Consider the following 15,819-nt stretch of genomic DNA (forward strand, 5'->3'; position numbering starts at 1 on the left):
GGCCTCAGATCGGATCGCGCAGCTGAAGGCTCTGAATCACTGCCCGGATTTGTTCGCGCTGGGTGTCGCTCAACGTACCGGGAGCAGTGAAGGTCAGCATCAGGACGACCGGTCCGTACTCCACCATCGTCAGCCGCTGGTGAATCAGCGCCTGATTGTTCGTCCACGTAAACTCGTGCACGTGCGCGGCGCGCCCGGACACCGTAGCGTCTTCATTTGCGACCTCGGAATAATCCGGCACCTGCTTCGCCACCTTCCGGATTTCGCTTGTCACATACTCGGCAAACTTCATTCCCCATGGCAGCCGCTCGCGCGTGATCACGAAACTCACGCCCTCCGTGCCGGCCGCCGCCGACACGAATACGTTCATCGTCTTGTCCTGCCACTCCACGGGCAGCGCCAACGTGCCTTCCTGCATCTGGTACATGCTTTGTGATCCTGATTATTGTTAGCCGTTCTTCGGATTGATGTCGGTTCGGGACGCCTGGATATTGATGTTGCTGTCATCGAGGTGAATCACCGAATCGCCCTTGTAGATGTCGATCGAGCCAGCCGTCATGTGGATCCGCGTGCCGCCCTCGCCACCGATCTTGATCCAGAGTTCCTTGGCTTCGATTGTATGCACACCCTGCGGAGTCTTATGCAGCGTATTGCCCTGCACGACAACGTCTGACAGGTTGCCAACCGCGACGGCCGTCGTATGGTTGCCCTTCCCCACCTCGACAGTCCGGTCGCCTTTGAGAACCTGTGTCCACTGCGCGTCCTCGACGACGGTATGCATGTCCTTCTGCGCGTGCATGTAGAGCATCTGCGCACCGTTCACGTCGCTCATCAAGAGTTCGTTCGACCCCTGCCCCTTGTGCGTCTGGCTCTTGATCCCCATCGTCTGGCCGGCCGCGCCGTGGTACGGGTTGCCCTGCTCGCCGTTGAACACGCGACCGACGATCACCGGGTTATCCGGATCGCCCTGGTTGAACGCAACCAGCACTTCCTGCTTGATCCGCGGAATCGCGGCCGCGCCCCAGCCGTCGCCTGCCCACGGCTGCGATACGCGTATCCACATCGAATCGGAGCCATCCTTCTTGCCGCGCCGGTCCCACGGAAAGTGCACCTTCACGGCGCTCCCGTTGGTGTAGATTTCCTCGCCCTTCGGCCCGACGACGATCGCCGACTGCGTACCGTGAATCACCGGCTTCGGCGTGCCGCGCGGCGCACGGTACGGAATCTTCTTCGGCAGCAGCGCGAAGCTGTTGCGATACGGCAGCTTCGCGCTGTGCTGCGTGTAGTCGTTCACTGCCTCGTGACGCACGTGCAGGATCACGTATTCCTGGTTGTTCTCGAGGACGGGGTGATTCGCGACAGTCACGGCGCCGGCCGTCGTCATGCGCCACGCGTAGCCGCCGCCGGTATAGCGATGGGCCTGCGCCTCCTCGGCCTCCATCGCGAAACGCGCGTAACGGTTGCCGTCGTCGCCGTGGTCGTACAGCGACTGGTGCTCGAACCGCTCGGTCGCGTCGAGCCGCGCATGCTTGAGGTTCTGCGGCCCGGCCTCCACCAGCATCAGCGGCGACGACGGGTTCTGATGGTTGAAGTCGCGGAACGTGACCTTGCCCACGCCGAAGCGCCGGCCTTCATGCAACTGATCGATGCCGCTGTCCTCGCTCGCCTCGGTGGCCGCGAACGGCACCGTCGCGAGCCCGTCGATCGGGCGGAACAGCAGGTTCGAATCGCCGATCACCAGGATGTGCTTGTCCTTCTCGTAGCGGTGTGTCCAGACCAGCCCCTCCTGCTCCATCAGCCGCGCGCAGAAGTTGTAGTAGCTCTCCTGGTACATCACGACGTACTCGAGCGGCTTCTGGGCCGTGCGGATATCGAATACGAAGTCGGAGAAGCCGTGCTCCTGGAAGATCTCGGTGAGGATGTCCTGCGCGGTCTTGTTCTGGAAGATCCGGCAGTCGGTCGAGCGCGTCAGGAACCAGAACCACGGCACCGCCGTCAGGTGATATTGCGTGACGTTGCCGGGGTTGCCGGCGCGGTCGAACGACGCGACGTAGCCGTCGAAGTAACGATCGTTGTCGGCGGCGCCCGATGCGACGACGCGTTCGAGCGTCGACAGGCGCGCCTGCTGGTCGAACCGGATCTTGACCTGCTGGCCGATCAGATCCTCGGGGCGCAGGTCGTGGCGATGCGACAGCAGGTCGAGGTGGATCTCCGGCAACCGGTTCACGTGCTCGTCGACGACGGCAGCGCTGACCAGCAGCACGTCCGGGCCGAGCGGCGTATCGAGCGTCACGTAGCGGTTGAGCTGAGTCAGGCGCGCGGGGTTGGCGGCGCCGTTGATCGCCTCGGCAATCGCTGCGGGCGTCTTGTCCATCAGCGAGAAGCCGGTCTGCGCGAGCTGCATCGCGCGCTGGACGGTGTCGACGTGCCCGGCCAAACCCGCAAGCGGCCCGAGGCTGCCGGCGACGCTCGACGCAACCGGGCCGGCGAGACCGCCGAGCGCGCTCAACGAGCCGAGCGGACTACCGCCCATTCCAGTGGGAATACCCCCGTTCGGAGCGAAACTCATGCTTGTTCCTTCTTGTGTTCTCAGGTTCCTGGTGCCGGCTGACCGGCCCGAAGCCCCGATAATGTAGGACAAAATCCCCACGCGTGAAAGACACCTGCAAACGTTTCCGTTCGGGCCCTCGATAGCCCGGAAACAGGCCGGCGGCATGGCCGCCCGGACGCGGCGCCCATGCCGAATCACCGCGCCAGCACGCGCGGAACAGGACACAATCTGCATGAAACGTGTGACAGATCCGTACGGGGCGAGGCATCGCCCCCAGTCACGATGAAATAGTGCGAACGCTCGGAACGGAACGCGCGCTGGCAAACGCTGCCGTGCCGCTACGCACTGCCGGTCGTCGCGTTCGATCGCGAGTTTTCTTAAACTTTCAACTTACTTTCATCCGGCCCACGGAAACCGCGGCGATCACCGCGGCGACACCACGATCGCCGCCCGCCGGTTCTGCGCCCTTCCTCCCGGCGTCCTGTTGTCCCCGACCGGATCGCTCTTCCCTTTCCCGACGACCGCGATACGCTTCGCATCGAGCCCCACGTCGACCAGTTCAAGCGCGACGACCTCCGCCCGCCGCCTGGACAACTCGAGGTCATACTCGTCCACGCCTTCCTGGTCCGAATATCCGTAGACCCGTACCCCGTTGATCCCCGCCGAGCGGAGCGTGCGACCGATCCGTTCGACGATCCGCCGTACATCGGGCTTGAGGTTGTAGCGATCGAAATCGAACAGGATCGGCCCGGTCGAGCCGAACTCGAAACCCTGCTGGGTTTCCTGGAAACCGGCCGACTTGAGCGCGGTGACCTGCGTCTGCGTCAATCCACGATGAAGCGGCGGCGGCGTCTTGCACCCTCCCAGCAGCATGCATAAAAGCAGCGCGCTGCCGACGCACAAGCGCCCAAGCCCAACCGGAAACGTGTTGCTCATCATTGACCCCTTCGATTGCACGCGCATCGCGAGCGCTTTTTTCCACCCACTGCCGCAGCCTCGCCCGCAGCGTGAAACGATGAACCTCAAGCCGCCCCCGCGACCCCTTCCGCGAGTTGCCACGAGCCTGGCCGGGCGCGCTTGGCGCGGTACATCGCGGCATCCGCCGCCCGCAGCAAGCCGCTCGCATCCGACGCGTGATCGGGATACAGCGCAACGCCGGCACTCATCATGGTGGCCACCACGCGGCCGTCGGACAGCTCGATCGACGGCGCCATGCCGGACAGGATCTCGTCAGCAATACGACATACGCTACCCGCTTCGCGCACGGCCGGCAGCATGACCGCGAATTCGTCGCCGCCCAGGCGCGCGACCAGGTCGGCCTCGCGCACCTGCGTGCGCAGGCGCGACGCGATACCGATCAGCACCGCGTCGCCGGCGTCGTGGCCGAGGCCGTCGTTGATTTCCTTGAAGCGGTCGCAATCGAGATACAGGACCGCGACCCGCTGCCCCGTCACCCCGGCTTCGCCGAGGGCGAGTGCGAGACGCGACTCGAACTGCACGCGGTTGGGCAGCCCCGTGAGCGCATCGTGCGTCGCCTTGTGTTCGAGCGACGCGTTCTCGTCGCGCAGCGTGTTCTGCCAGTCTTCGAATTCGTCGAGCAGCGCATTGAAGTCGTCGCCGAGCTGGTTGAGTTCGGCAATCGATGCGGGCTCGACGCGCTGCGCGAACGCACGTTCGCGCCGCACCGCGTGGGCGACGCCCGCCAGCGCGCGCAACGGCGAAACGATGCTGCGCAGCAGGCGCTGCGAGCTGATGTACGCACCGATCACGCTGACGGCCAGGCAACCGAGAATGCCGCCCACGCCACCCAGCAGGAATCCGAAGAACTGATGGCCGCGGCCGCGCACGACGACGTGGCCGACGATGATGCCGTCGTGCACCACCGGCGCGGTCACGGGCCCCGGCAGCGCGAAGTCGGCGACGACGCGCTCGAGCCGCGCGATCCCGCTGCCGGCAGGCAACTGCCACGTCGCGAACGGCTGGCCCTGGCTATCCGTGACCGTCACCTGCGCGACGTCCTCATCGCCGGCGATCATCCCGATCGCCTCAGCCGCCGCGACGCGATCGCCGAACACGAGCGCGGCCTCCACCGTATAACCGAGCGAGCGCGCCAGCAGGTTCAGGTTGTTGCCGGCGTACGCACGCAATGCAATCACGGCCACCACGATCAACGACACGGCCGCCATCGTGACGGCGACGAACGCGAGGCGCAGGTGCGCGCGACGCAGCACGCTTTGCAGCGTCGGGCGCGGCACGCGCGACAGCGAGACCGGAGGCGTGGGCCGTGTCATGGTGCCCCCGGCCGCCGGGCGAGATTGAGCACGTTCGGATGCACGCGCACGCCGCTGCGTGCAACCGCGTCGAGATTGATGTCGAACGACACGCGTTCGCCGTCGACGTTGAGACAGAACATGCCGCCCGCCGTGCAGGACGGATCGTGTTCCGCAATCGTCAGCACCGGATGGCCGGCTACCGCCGCCCTCACGCGCGCGCGTTCCTCTTCGCTCAGGTTGCCCAGATAGACGATGTCGCAGGCCATGCCGAGCGCGGGATCGTCGAAGCGCACACGCTGCACGTCGAGCAGCGTCGAGCCGGCCTGCAGCGTGTCGGTCAGGCCGCTTGCATAGTCGGGCCGGCCCGTGACGCACAGATGCAGGCGCACGGGTGTCGTCGGCCAGCGGGTGAAACTGATGATGCCCAGCACGACCTGGCGCACGGCCGTGTCGTGTGTCGCAACGGCCGGAGTGGCGGGATCGGCGGGGTCGGCGGGGCTTGCGGCCGCAACGATGCGCACCGTGTCGGACGGATCGACAGCCTCGGCGGAAGCCCCGGCAAGCACGGCCTGTGCGGCCCCCAGAACGCAAACGATTGCGACCAGCGCGTGGCGCAGCGGAGCGATTCGACCGGGACGGCCGGGCGCCGTTCGCGCGGCGATTGCCGCCGCGTCCGCTGGCGTCGCTGCAGTCGCGAGACTGGCAGCCGACGCGCACACTTTCGCATCCATGATGGCAACATCCGCTGGCGTCGCTCCGGCGCTGCCTCCCGCCTCCTTCCATGCGCGTGCAGGCACCGAATTACGCGCATGATGGCTTCATCTTAGGTAAAAATTCGCACCACCAACCAGTGGGAAACACCCGCGAGAAGCGGGGGAACGTATGCGGAATCGGCGCTTGCGCGCGACGATGCGGGCGAACGCATGCGCCGACGTCGATGGGGTTGCGACGTCGGCGAATTGATCAGCGGAATGGCGGTCGATGCAGGACAAACTTCATACGTTCGGTCACGCTACGCCACCGCCGACAAATCGAAAGGCGTCTCCCGCAACCGCTTCCCCGTCAGCCGGAACACCGCGTTCGCGATCGCCGGCGTCACCGCCGGGCTCGACAGCTCGCCGACCCCGCCCGGCTTCGCCGGATCGCCCTGCACGATGTGAATGTCGGTATCGGGCATGTCGCTCATCCGCATCACGCGATACGAATCGAAGTTCGACTGCTGCACGCGGCCGTGCCGGAAATCGATGCGATCGGACGTCGCATGGCCGAGCCCCCACATCAGGCCGCCGTACAGTTGCTCGTCGACGCCGGCCGGCGACACCGCGATCCCGCAATCGGCGACGCATGTCAGCTTCTCCACGCGCACCGCGCCGTCCTTGCGCACGACCCGCGCGACCACCGCGACATAGCTGTCGTACGCTTGGTTCGTCGCAATGCCGAGTGCGACTCCGTCCGGCAGCGGCTGGCCCCACCCCGCACGTTGCGCCGCTTCACGCAGCACGGCCGCATGGCGCGGCCGGTCGCGCATGTGCGCGAGCCGGAACTCGACCGGGTCGCGCTGCGCCGCGTGCGCGGCCTCGTCCATCACCGATTCGACCGCGAACACGTTCGGGATGTAGCTCACCGCGCGGAACCAGCCGGTCGGCACGCCCGTCTCCATCCGGATCCAGCCGATGTCGCGATGCGGCGCCGCATACGCGAACTCCCATTTCGTGATTGCCTCGGTCGTGCTGAAATCCATCCGGTCGGTGCGCTCGAGATAGCCGGGCTCCCACTGCTGCGGCGACGCGGGCATCACGGCGCGCAGCCACAGCGACGCGAGATTGCCCTGCGCATCGAGCACCGCGCGCGCCCGGTGGTAGCTTGCCGCGTGATAGAACAGCGCGCGCATCTCGTCCTCGCGGCTGTTCATCAGCTTCACGGGCTTGCCGGTCTTCACCGCGAGCCACGTCGCCTCGAACAGCCAGTACTTCGATTCGCGTGCGCCGAAGCTGCCGCCCGACACCAGCTCGTGCAGCGTCACCCGATGCGCAGGAATGCCGCCGATCAGCTCCGCCGCTTCCGTTGCGGTCGACGGCACCTGCAGCCCGCCCCAGTATTCGATACCGCCATTGCGTGCCCAAACGGTGAGGTTGATCGGCTCCAGCGGATTCGCGGCCTTGTGCGGCATCGCATACGACGCCTCGATCGTGCGCGCGCCGGCCGCCTGGGCCTTCGCCGGATCGCCGTCGGCGATCGTCGGCACGACGCGCGCGGCCGGATCGTCGAGCCACGCGGCCTGCCGCGCGGCGAGCGTGCTGCTGTCGAAGGTTTCGAACAGGCTGTCCTCCCATTCGATCGTCAGCGCGGCCTGCCCTTGATGCGCGGACCAGTAGTCGTCCGCGAGCACCGCGACGCCAGCCTGGTTGCCGCCGAGCACATCGGGGCGCGGCGGAATCTGCAGCACGTCGCGCACGCCGGGAATCGCGAGCGCCGCCTTCGCATCGACGCTGCGCACGCGGCCGTCGATCACCGGCGCGCGCGTGACGACCGCGACCAGCATCCCCGGCAGCGACACGTCGATGCTGTACGGAAACGAGCCGTCGGCCTTCTGCGCGGCGCCGCGCTTCCTGCGCAGCTTGCCGATATAGCGGAACTGCGCGGGCTCTTTCAGCGCGACCTGCTTCGGCGCCGGCAATTGCGCGGCCGCCTGCGCGAGCGAACCGTACGTCGCGCGGCGGCCGCTCGACGCATGCAGCACGGCGCCATCTGCCGTCGTACACGCAGAAGCGGGCACGCCCCATTGGTGCGCCGCCGCTTCGACGAGCATCGCACGCGCGGTCGCACCCGCTCGACGCAGCCGGTCGTACTCCATCGCGACACTCGTGCTGCCGCCGGTCGAGAACACTTTCCACAGCGGATGCAGGTAGTCGGCGAAGAACGGATCTTCCGGCGTGATCACGTCGACCCGGAACGGATCGACGTCGAGCTCCTCGGCCACCACCGCCGCGAGCGCGGTGCGCGTGCCGGTGCCCGAATCGTGCTTGTGTACGACGAGCTTGATCGTGTCGTCGGGCAGCACGCGCACCCACGCGTTCGGTTCGAATTCGCCGGCGGACGGATGCGGATCGCCGCTTGCGTGCTTGCCTGCGGCCGCCGCGTCGGGCATCCGGAAGCCGATCGCGATGCCGGCGGCCAGCAGCGCCGAACCCTGCTTGAGAAAACGCCGGCGCGGCGTGCCGTCGCCATGCGGTGCATCCGGTGCGTGATCGTCGCGCATGTCACGCCTCCTTCGCGGGTTCGGCCGCGGCCTCCAGCGCCGGATCGCCGGACGCCGCACGCTTGATCGCGCGGTGAATGCGCGCATACGTGCCGCAGCGGCAGAGGTTGCCCGACATCGCCTGCACGATCGTGTCGTCGTCCACCGGCTGCCCGCCCTTCAGCAGCGCGGCCGCCTGCATCAGTTGCCCCGGCTGGCAATAGCCGCATTGCGGCACGTCCTCGGCGACCCACGCGAGCTGCAGCGGATGCCGCCCGTCCGGCGACAACCCCTCGATCGTCGTCACGCGCCGCCCGTGCGTGGCGACGGCCGGAATCAGGCACGCGCGTACGGCCTGCCCGTCGAGATGCACGGTGCATGCACCGCACAGGCCCTTGCCGCAGCCGAACTTCGTGCCGGTAAGTTTGAGCCGGTCGCGCAGCACCCACAGCAGCGGCATATCCTCCGGTACATTCTCGAGCGAATGGCGTGTATCGTTCACGACGATGTCGATCATGCGCGGTCTCCTGATTCGCATTCATAGGTCGGCCCGCGCCCATCGCGCGGTTCCGGAGCATTATCGAAACGCGATGCACGGGTACGCCAGCGATCATTTCGTCGAATCCCTGTCAGTCGGACTAACAGATGCTCAAGCGATACCCTTCGATCCAGTCGATGCAGGCGTTTCTGCATGCCGCGCGGGTCGGCAGCTTTTCCAGCGCGGCCCGCCAGCTGGCGCTCACGCACAGCGCGATCAGCCAGCAGATCCGCTCGCTCGAGGAATTCATCGGCCAGCCGCTGTTCGCCCGCGCCGGCGGCCGCGTGATGCTGACCGATGCCGGCACGCTGTTTGCGAACCAGTTGTCGGACGGGCTCGAGCAGATCGATCGCGCGCTGTCGTCGGTGAAGGGGCGCACGACCGGCCCGTCACTCCGGCTCGACGTCGATCCCGAGTTGATGCAGGGCTGGCTGCCCGCGCGGCTGCCGGCATTGATGCGCACGCTCGACGGCACGACGCTGACGGTGCTGTCGGCGCCGCGCCATGATCGCGATGCATTCGACCGCGTCGATGTCGCGCTGCGCTATGGCTACGGGGAATGGGAAGGCGTGGACAGCGCGCTGGTCTGCCCCGACCGGCTGACCGCGATGGCCGCGCCCGCGCTGCTCGAACGTTATGGGTTGACCGCGCCGCTCACACCCGAACAGGTGCTCGAACTGCCGCTGCTCGGCTATACGAAGCGGTCGTGGATTCCGTGGCTCGAAGCGGCGGGGCTCGAACCCGTCGAACCGGACACGATCGCCGTGTTCGACAACGCGGCGGGGCTCGTCGCGACGCTCGCGTCCGGGCTCGGCGCCGGGCTGGTGCGCGGGCTGCTCGCCGCCGATGCGCGCCGCGATGGCCGGCTCGTCGAACTCTGCACGATCGCGATTCCGACGCACTACAACCTGCATGCGATCTGGCCGCGCGAACGCCATGCGCGCGTGAAGCCGCTGATCGACGCGATCGGCGCGCTCGTCGCGCAATCGCTCGCGCGCTGATACGCGCCGCTACGCGCTGAACTCCGCCGCGACCTCGCGCACGGTGTCGAGGAACGCGCCGAGCACCGCGGACGTATCGTCCACGCGGTAGCGCGCCTGCAGCGACACCTCGAGCGCCGGCGGCAGCAGCGGCACGAACGCGACGCCGCCCGTCGAGATCTGCCGCGACGACGCGGGCAGCAGCGCGACGCCCAGCCCTTCACGCACCAGCGACAGCAGCGTGTGCACCTCGACGACCTCGTGCGCGATCCGCGGCGTGAAGCGCGCATCGACACAGCTCTGTTGCAGGAAGCGCGCCAGTTGGGAATGCCGCAAGCCGAATGACACGAACTGCTCGCCGGCCAGCTCGCCAAGCGCGATCGCGTCGCGCGACGCGAGCGGATGGCCGGACGGCAGCACGGCCACGGCCGTTTCGCGCACCACGATCTCGCTGCGGATCGACGGGTCGTCCTGGAACAGCCGGAAGAAGCACACGTCGAGCCGCTTTTCCTTCAGGGCATCGATCTGCGCGGCCGGTGTCATCTCGTGCAGCGACCAGTGCACGTGCGGATGGCGCTCGGCGAACACGCGCAACGCACGCGGAATCGGCACGACCATCGCCGAGCTGATGATGCCGACCGCGAGCCGCCCCACTTCACCGCGCCCCGCGCAACGCGTGAGATCGATCGCGCGATCGAACTGCGCGACGATCAGCGGCACCTGCTCCTTCAGTGTTTTCCCTGCCTCGGTCAATTCGACGCGATGCTGCGAGCGCACGAACAGCGCGGTGCCGAGCTGCTCCTCGAGCAGCCGGATCTGCTGGCTCAACGGCGGCTGCGAGATATGGAGCCGCGCGGCCGCGCGCCCGAAATGCAGTTCGTCGGCCAGCACCGCGAAGTAACGCAACACACGCATGTCCATATCGCAAACGTATCAAGAGCGTCAGTAAAAAATATTGTACAGAGCACATTCGGCTGGTGACACTCGGTCCCAAGCAGCAGTGCACGTCGCAGTGTGTCACTCGATGCCGGCGAGGGGAAGGCGCAAAAAAATAATGCGCCTTGCAAAGGGCCGCATGAATCCGACCGACAGGTCGCTTCATCGACGTGCCTGCCCGCGATACGGCAACCGGCCTTTCCGGTTCCTCTCAAGGAGATCGAGTAGATGATCATCGACACCAGCTGTTACCCGACGAATCTCGTCGACCTCGCATGGCGTCACGACGGCCCGCCGTTCACCGGCGAGCGCCTGATCGAGACGATGAACGGCCCGTTCCTCATCAACGGCAAGCCGCGCCGCGTCGACAAGGCGTTCATCCAGCCGCCGCAAGGCAACACCATCTATACGTATACCGACGGCGAGAAGTCGGGCACCGAATCGATCGACGCGTACATGGCGTATACGGTCGAGATGGTGCGCAAGCACCCCGACCGCTTCATCGGCTGCTTCGTCTACAACCCGCGCTGCGGCGTGGAGAACGGCGTGAACGCGATCGATCATTACGTGCGCAAGCTCGGCTTCAAGATGGTGCAGTTCCAGGCCAACATGCATGCGTACCGGCCCGATCGCGCACTCGACTGGCTGCGCCCCGCGCTGAAGAAATGCGCGGAGCTCGGCGTGCTCGTGAAGCTGCACACCGGCGACGGCCCGTACAGCATCCCCACCGAGTGGGTGCCGATGATCAAGGAATTCCCGACGGTCAATTTCATCATGGCGCACTTCGGGGTGCAGACGGGCGGCGTCTACTGCTTCGAGCCGTTCCAGCTCGCGATGGACCTGCCGAACGTGTATTGCGAATCCGGCTGGTGCCTGCAGTCGCGGATCGTCGAATTCGCGAAGGTGCTGCCGAAGCACAAGATCCTGTTCGGCTCCGACACGCCGCCGAACGAACCGGGCATGTGGCTGCGGCTGCTCGAAGTGCTGTGCTTCGATCCGCCGCAAGGGATGAATCTCGACGAGGACACGCTCGAGGATTACCTCGGCAACAACACCGCGCGAATGATCGGCCTCGAACCGACGCCCGCGCCGCGCACCGTCGACGAAGCGAGAGCGCTGCTCGCCGCCTGACGCCCGCACCCCTCTCTCCCGATTCCGGAGCATTGCATGATCATCGATACGCACCTGCACCCGACCAACCTCGTCGACGAGGCGTGGCGCCACACCGGCGAACCGTTCACCGGCGAACGCCTGCTGAAGATGATGGACGGCCCGTACATCATCAACGGCAAGCCGCGCCGCATCGACATGGGCTTCATCCAGCCGCCGCCGGGCAACACCGGCTATCGCGACGGCAACCGCCGCGGCCGTGAAGGCATCCGCGACTACATGGCGTATATCGCCGAACTCACGCAGAAATACCCCGACCGCTTCATCGGCAACTTCACGTACAACCCGCGCTGGGGCCCGGAGAACGGCGCGGCGGAGCTCGAATTCCACATCAGGGAGTACGGCTTCAAGATGGTGAAGCTGCACGCGAACATGCACGGCTACCGGCCCGATCGCGCGCTCGACTGGCTGCGCCCCGCGATGAAGGTCTGCGCGAAGTACAACATCGTCGTGCTGATCCACACCGGCGACGGCCCGTACACGATCCCGACGCAGTTCTATCCGATCATCCGCGAGTTTCCGATGGTGAACTTCATCATCGGTCACTTCGGCATCCAGACGGGTGGCAACTACTCGTTCGAAGCGTTCTGGATGGCGATGGATACGCCGAACGTGTACTGCGAATCGGGCTGGTGCTACCAGTCTCGGATCGTCGAGTTCGCCCGCGAGCTGCCGCGCAAAAAGATCGTGTTCGGCACCGATTCGCCGCCGAACGAGCCCGGCATGTGGCTGCGCGAGCTGGAAATGCTGTGCGGACCCGCGCCGCAGGGGATGGATCTCGACGAAGACGGCCTCGAGGACTACATGGGCAACAACATCGCCCGCCTCGTCGGCATCGAGCCGACCAGGCCGCCGAAAGATCTCGACGAAGCGCAGAAGCGCCTCACGTCGACCTACCTGTAACGCGCCGGCAGCCGGATCGCGTGCCGCATCGAACACGCGCGCGATCCGGCCTTTCCCCTTCCGCATCCGACGGAGTGCATCATGGCGTCCAGCCTTTTCGCCGAGCAGCAGGATTTTCATCACTTCGCGAACGCCTATCGCGAACGCTTTCCGGACGACGTGCTGACGCTCGCGCAGCCGCTGTCCGCCGACCAGGACGTCACGGCCGTCGTCGCGTCGCTCGCCGCGCGCGGGCGGCACGAGATGCTCGTCTGCGAGCGCGTCGACGGCCTGTCGACACCGCTCGTCACCAACGTATTCGCGTCCCGCACGCGCATCGGCCGGCTGTTCGGCGTCGATGCGAACGGCCTGTTCGACGCGTGGCAGCAGCGCGCGAACGCGCCCGTCGCGCCGGTCGTCGTGCCGCACGGCCCCGTGCTCGATCAGGTGACCGAAGGCGACGCGGTCGATCTCGCGCAGCTGCCGATGATCCGCCACTTCGAAACCGATCGCGGGCCCTACGTGACCAACGCGGTGATCGTTGCCGAAGATCCGGTGACGGGCGTCGCGAACCTCAGCTACCACCGCTCGATGCCGCATGCGCGCAACGCGCTGGCGACGAGCCTGCATTCGCGCGGCCATCTGTGGCGGATGCTGCAGACCGCGAAGGCGCGCGGCGACACGCTCAAGGTGGCGATGGTGATCGGCGCGCATCCGCTGTTCATGCTCGCGGCCGCCGCGCGCGTGCCGTTCGGCGCGGATGAGCGCGCGATTGCCGGTGGGCTGCTCGGCGCGCCGCTGCAGCTCGTGCGCACGCCGCGCCACGGCATCGGCGTGCCGGCCGCCGCCGAGTTCGTGCTCGAAGGCACGATCGATCCCGACGCGCAGGCGGAAGAAGGCCCGTTCGGCGAATTCACCGGCTACTCGTCGGACCGCTCGACCAACAACGTGTTGCGCATCGACGCGATGATGCGGCGCAAGGATGCATGGCTCGTCGACGTGGTCGGCGGCCCGTACGCGGAACATCTGACGCTCGCGCGGCTGCCGCGTGAAGCCGAGATGAGCGAGAAGCTGAAGGCGCGCTTTCCTTCGGTCACCGCGATTCACTATCCGAATTCCGGTACGCACTTCCACTGCTACGTCGCGCTGAAGCAGTCGCGCGACGGCGAGGCGCGCCAGATCATGCTCGCGCTGCTCGGCTGGGACCCGTACCTGAAGAACGTCGTCGCGGTCGACAGCGACGTCGACATCACCGACGACGCGCAGGTGCTGTGGGCGATCGCGACGCACTTCCAGCCGCACCGCGACCTGTTCGTCGTCGACGGGCTGCCCGGCAGCCCGCTCGATCCGTCGTCGTCCGCCGACGGCACGACGTCGCGAATGGGGATCGACGCGACGCGCGGCTCGCGCTTCGACGGCGTGCGCGCACGCGTCGGCGACGCCGCGATGCAGCGCGCCGCGCACGTGATCGCGCAACTCGGCGGAGCGTCGCGATGAGCGCGCGGCGGCTCGTGGTCGGCATCAGCGGCGCATCCGGCTTCGTGTACGGGATGCGGCTGCTCGCGCTGCTGCGCGAGCTCGACATCGAGACGCACGTGGTCGTGTCGCGCGCTGCCGCGCTGACGATGGCGCATGAGACCGACTACCGGCTGTCCGACATCACCGCGCTCGCGAGCGTGCTGTACCGCAGCGACGACATCGCGGCGCCGATCTCGAGCGGCTCGTTCCGCACGCTCGGGATGATCGTCGCGCCGTGCTCGATGAAGACGCTCGCCGAGATCGCGAGCGGCCTCTCCTCCGGCCTGATCTCGCGCGCGGCCGACGTCGTGCTGAAGGAGCGCCGCCGGCTCGTGCTGCTCGCACGCGAGACGCCGTACACGCTCACGCATTTGCGCAACATGGCCACCGTCACCGAGATGGGCGCGATCGTCGCGCCGCCGGTGCCGGCGTTCTATGCGCGCCCCGCTTCGCTCGACCAGATGATCGACCACACGCTCGGCCGCGTGCTCGACCTGTTCGACCTCGATTCCCGCACCGTCCATCGCTGGAAAGACAACGCATCACAGCCGAACCCGCAGCCCAACCGACTCAACGGAGATGCATCATGACCCACATCCACACCACCCACAGCGACGTCGAGAAGATTCCGGTCACCGTGCTCACGGGCTTTCTCGGCGCAGGCAAGACCACGCTGCTGAACTACATCCTGCGCGAGAAGCACGGCCGCAAGATCGCGGTGATCGAGAACGAGTTCGGCGAGATCGGCATCGACGGCGGCCTCGTGCTCGAATCGACCGAGGAAATCTACGAGATGACGAACGGCTGCGTGTGCTGCGTCGGCGCGGTGCGCGAGGATCTCGTGCGGATCGTGCGGATGCTCGTGGCGCGCCCCGACCGGCTCGATCACATCATCGTCGAGACGAGCGGCCTCGCCGATCCGTATCCGGTCGCGCAGACCTTCTTCCTCGACGATCCGATCGCGAAGGAAGTCGCGCTCGACGCGGTCGTCACGATGGTCGACGCGAAGCATATCCGCGCGCACCTCGACGATCTGGTGCTCGACGGCCGCGACAACCAGGCGGTCGACCAGATCGTCTGCGCGGACCGCATCGTGATCAACAAGGTCGACCTCGTCGACGCACCGGACGTCGATGCGCTGACCGCGCGGCTGCGCGAGCTGAACACGACGGCCGAGATCGTCACGTCGAGCTACGCGCAGGTCGATCTCGACCGCATCCTCGGCATCGGCGCGAACGAATTCGCGCAGATCCTCGTCGAGAGCGACGGGCTGCAGGCCGATACACCGCATGGGGACGAACACGCGCACGAGCATGAGCATGGCGACCACGCGCACGACGACGATCACGACCACCACGAACACGACGCCAGCGTGTCGTCGGTCGGCATCGAAGTCGATGCGGACGTCGATCTCGACGCGCTCGAAGCGTGGCTCGGCGAGCTGCGTCGCGCCGATACCGCGAACCTGTTCCGGATGAAAGGCATCCTCGCCGTGCAGGGCCGCGCGCAACGCTACGTGCTGCAGGGCGTGCACGGCGTGATCGAGCTGCGCGCCGCGCAGGCGTGGGGGTGCGAGCCGCGCTCGTCACGCATCGTTTTCATCGGCCGCGATCTCGATCGCGCCGCGCTGACCGACCGTTTCCATGCCTGTCTCGCCGCGGCGGTCGCGGCCTGACGGGCACGCCAGGCGGGCGCATCGCGCGCCCGCCCGCAAACGAACCTCAGGAGACTCG

14 protein-coding genes are annotated in these 15,819 nt (G+C 66.9%); 6 read left to right on the top strand and 8 right to left on the bottom strand.

Features of this window, described 5'->3' with window-relative positions; translation table 11 throughout:
* Positions 1-4 precede the first annotated feature (4 nt).
* The 7 genes from CFB41_RS28100 to CFB41_RS28130 form a co-directional block, all read right to left on the bottom strand.
* Complete coding sequence (locus CFB41_RS28100; protein ID WP_089458709.1) at positions 5-427, bottom strand: DcrB-related protein; 423 nt, start codon at positions 425-427, stop codon at positions 5-7.
* 21 nt (positions 428-448) lie between these two features.
* The gene (locus CFB41_RS28105; RefSeq protein WP_089458710.1) at positions 449-2,569 is read right to left on the bottom strand and encodes a type VI secretion system Vgr family protein; all 2,121 of its coding nucleotides are present in this window, start codon (positions 2,567-2,569) and stop codon (positions 449-451) included.
* A gap of 405 nt (positions 2,570-2,974) precedes the next feature.
* Positions 2,975-3,487, bottom strand: a complete 513-nt coding sequence (locus CFB41_RS28110; protein ID WP_089459017.1) for an OmpA family protein — start codon at positions 3,485-3,487, stop codon at positions 2,975-2,977.
* 86 nt (positions 3,488-3,573) lie between these two features.
* Positions 3,574-4,842 carry a diguanylate cyclase domain-containing protein gene (locus tag CFB41_RS28115; RefSeq protein WP_089441840.1) on the bottom strand — a complete coding sequence of 423 codons (1,269 nt, stop codon included), beginning with the start codon at positions 4,840-4,842 and terminating at the stop codon, positions 3,574-3,576.
* Positions 4,839-5,555 carry a YfiR family protein gene (locus CFB41_RS28120; protein WP_089458711.1) on the bottom strand — a complete coding sequence of 239 codons (717 nt, stop codon included), beginning with the start codon at positions 5,553-5,555 and terminating at the stop codon, positions 4,839-4,841. The genes CFB41_RS28115 and CFB41_RS28120 overlap by 4 nt, the downstream gene beginning before the upstream one ends.
* Positions 5,556-5,836: 281 nt before the next feature.
* A complete protein-coding gene (locus CFB41_RS28125) occupies positions 5,837-8,083 on the bottom strand; it encodes a xanthine dehydrogenase family protein molybdopterin-binding subunit (RefSeq protein WP_089458712.1) in 2,247 nt (748 codons plus the stop codon).
* Between the two features lies 1 nt (position 8,084).
* Positions 8,085-8,579, bottom strand: coding sequence for a (2Fe-2S)-binding protein (locus CFB41_RS28130; protein WP_089458713.1), 495 nt, complete (start codon positions 8,577-8,579; stop codon positions 8,085-8,087).
* 128 nt (positions 8,580-8,707) lie between these two features.
* On the opposite strand from CFB41_RS28130, the gene CFB41_RS28135 reads away from it, so the two are divergent.
* A complete protein-coding gene (locus CFB41_RS28135) occupies positions 8,708-9,601 on the top strand; it encodes a LysR substrate-binding domain-containing protein (protein WP_089458714.1) in 894 nt (297 codons plus the stop codon).
* A 9-nt stretch (positions 9,602-9,610) separates the two neighbouring features.
* On the opposite strand, the gene CFB41_RS28140 is transcribed toward CFB41_RS28135, so the two are convergent.
* On the bottom strand, positions 9,611-10,501 hold the full coding sequence (locus CFB41_RS28140) for a LysR substrate-binding domain-containing protein (protein WP_089458715.1): 891 nt from the start codon (positions 10,499-10,501) through the stop codon (positions 9,611-9,613).
* 243 nt (positions 10,502-10,744) lie between these two features.
* Between CFB41_RS28140 and CFB41_RS28145 the strand changes: the two genes are divergently transcribed.
* The 5 genes from CFB41_RS28145 to CFB41_RS28165 all read left to right on the top strand — a co-directional run bounded on the left by CFB41_RS28145 (position 10,745) and on the right by CFB41_RS28165 (position 15,761).
* Positions 10,745-11,647 carry an amidohydrolase family protein gene (locus CFB41_RS28145; RefSeq protein ID WP_089458716.1) on the top strand — a complete coding sequence of 301 codons (903 nt, stop codon included), beginning with the start codon at positions 10,745-10,747 and terminating at the stop codon, positions 11,645-11,647.
* Positions 11,648-11,683: 36 nt separating this feature from the next.
* The gene (locus CFB41_RS28150; RefSeq protein WP_089458717.1) at positions 11,684-12,589 is read left to right on the top strand and encodes an amidohydrolase family protein; all 906 of its coding nucleotides are present in this window, start codon (positions 11,684-11,686) and stop codon (positions 12,587-12,589) included.
* A gap of 81 nt (positions 12,590-12,670) precedes the next feature.
* The gene (locus CFB41_RS28155) at positions 12,671-14,065 is read left to right on the top strand and encodes a UbiD family decarboxylase (protein WP_089458718.1); all 1,395 of its coding nucleotides are present in this window, start codon (positions 12,671-12,673) and stop codon (positions 14,063-14,065) included.
* Positions 14,062-14,676, top strand: coding sequence for a UbiX family flavin prenyltransferase (locus tag CFB41_RS28160; RefSeq protein ID WP_089458719.1), 615 nt, complete (start codon positions 14,062-14,064; stop codon positions 14,674-14,676). Before CFB41_RS28155 ends, CFB41_RS28160 begins: the two co-directional genes overlap by 4 nt.
* Complete coding sequence (locus CFB41_RS28165; protein ID WP_089458720.1) at positions 14,673-15,761, top strand: GTP-binding protein; 1,089 nt, start codon at positions 14,673-14,675, stop codon at positions 15,759-15,761. The genes CFB41_RS28160 and CFB41_RS28165 overlap by 4 nt, the downstream gene beginning before the upstream one ends.
* Positions 15,762-15,819: the final 58 nt, after the last annotated feature.

Origin of the sequence: Burkholderia sp. AU33803 (genome assembly GCF_002223095.1) — a bacterium.
In the GTDB taxonomy this organism is placed as follows: domain Bacteria; phylum Pseudomonadota; class Gammaproteobacteria; order Burkholderiales; family Burkholderiaceae; genus Burkholderia.

What these genes read in the sequence shown, in the direction of transcription:
- CFB41_RS28100 (WP_089458709.1), bottom strand. Translation starts at nt 427, where the DNA reads ATGTACCAGATGCAGGAAGGCACGTTGGCGCTGCCCGTGGAGTGGCAG.
- CFB41_RS28105 (WP_089458710.1), bottom strand. Translation starts at nt 2,569, where the DNA reads ATGAGTTTCGCTCCGAACGGGGGTATTCCCACTGGAATGGGCGGTAGT.
- CFB41_RS28110 (WP_089459017.1), bottom strand. Translation starts at nt 3,487, where the DNA reads ATGAGCAACACGTTTCCGGTTGGGCTTGGGCGCTTGTGCGTCGGCAGC.
- CFB41_RS28115 (WP_089441840.1), bottom strand. Translation starts at nt 4,842, where the DNA reads ATGACACGGCCCACGCCTCCGGTCTCGCTGTCGCGCGTGCCGCGCCCG.
- CFB41_RS28120 (WP_089458711.1), bottom strand. Translation starts at nt 5,555, where the DNA reads ATGGATGCGAAAGTGTGCGCGTCGGCTGCCAGTCTCGCGACTGCAGCG.
- CFB41_RS28125 (WP_089458712.1), bottom strand. Translation starts at nt 8,083, where the DNA reads ATGCGCGACGATCACGCACCGGATGCACCGCATGGCGACGGCACGCCG.
- CFB41_RS28130 (WP_089458713.1), bottom strand. Translation starts at nt 8,579, where the DNA reads ATGATCGACATCGTCGTGAACGATACACGCCATTCGCTCGAGAATGTA.
- CFB41_RS28135 (WP_089458714.1), top strand. Translation starts at nt 8,708, where the DNA reads ATGCTCAAGCGATACCCTTCGATCCAGTCGATGCAGGCGTTTCTGCAT.
- CFB41_RS28140 (WP_089458715.1), bottom strand. Translation starts at nt 10,501, where the DNA reads ATGGACATGCGTGTGTTGCGTTACTTCGCGGTGCTGGCCGACGAACTG.
- CFB41_RS28145 (WP_089458716.1), top strand. Translation starts at nt 10,745, where the DNA reads ATGATCATCGACACCAGCTGTTACCCGACGAATCTCGTCGACCTCGCA.
- CFB41_RS28150 (WP_089458717.1), top strand. Translation starts at nt 11,684, where the DNA reads ATGATCATCGATACGCACCTGCACCCGACCAACCTCGTCGACGAGGCG.
- CFB41_RS28155 (WP_089458718.1), top strand. Translation starts at nt 12,671, where the DNA reads ATGGCGTCCAGCCTTTTCGCCGAGCAGCAGGATTTTCATCACTTCGCG.
- CFB41_RS28160 (WP_089458719.1), top strand. Translation starts at nt 14,062, where the DNA reads ATGAGCGCGCGGCGGCTCGTGGTCGGCATCAGCGGCGCATCCGGCTTC.
- CFB41_RS28165 (WP_089458720.1), top strand. Translation starts at nt 14,673, where the DNA reads ATGACCCACATCCACACCACCCACAGCGACGTCGAGAAGATTCCGGTC.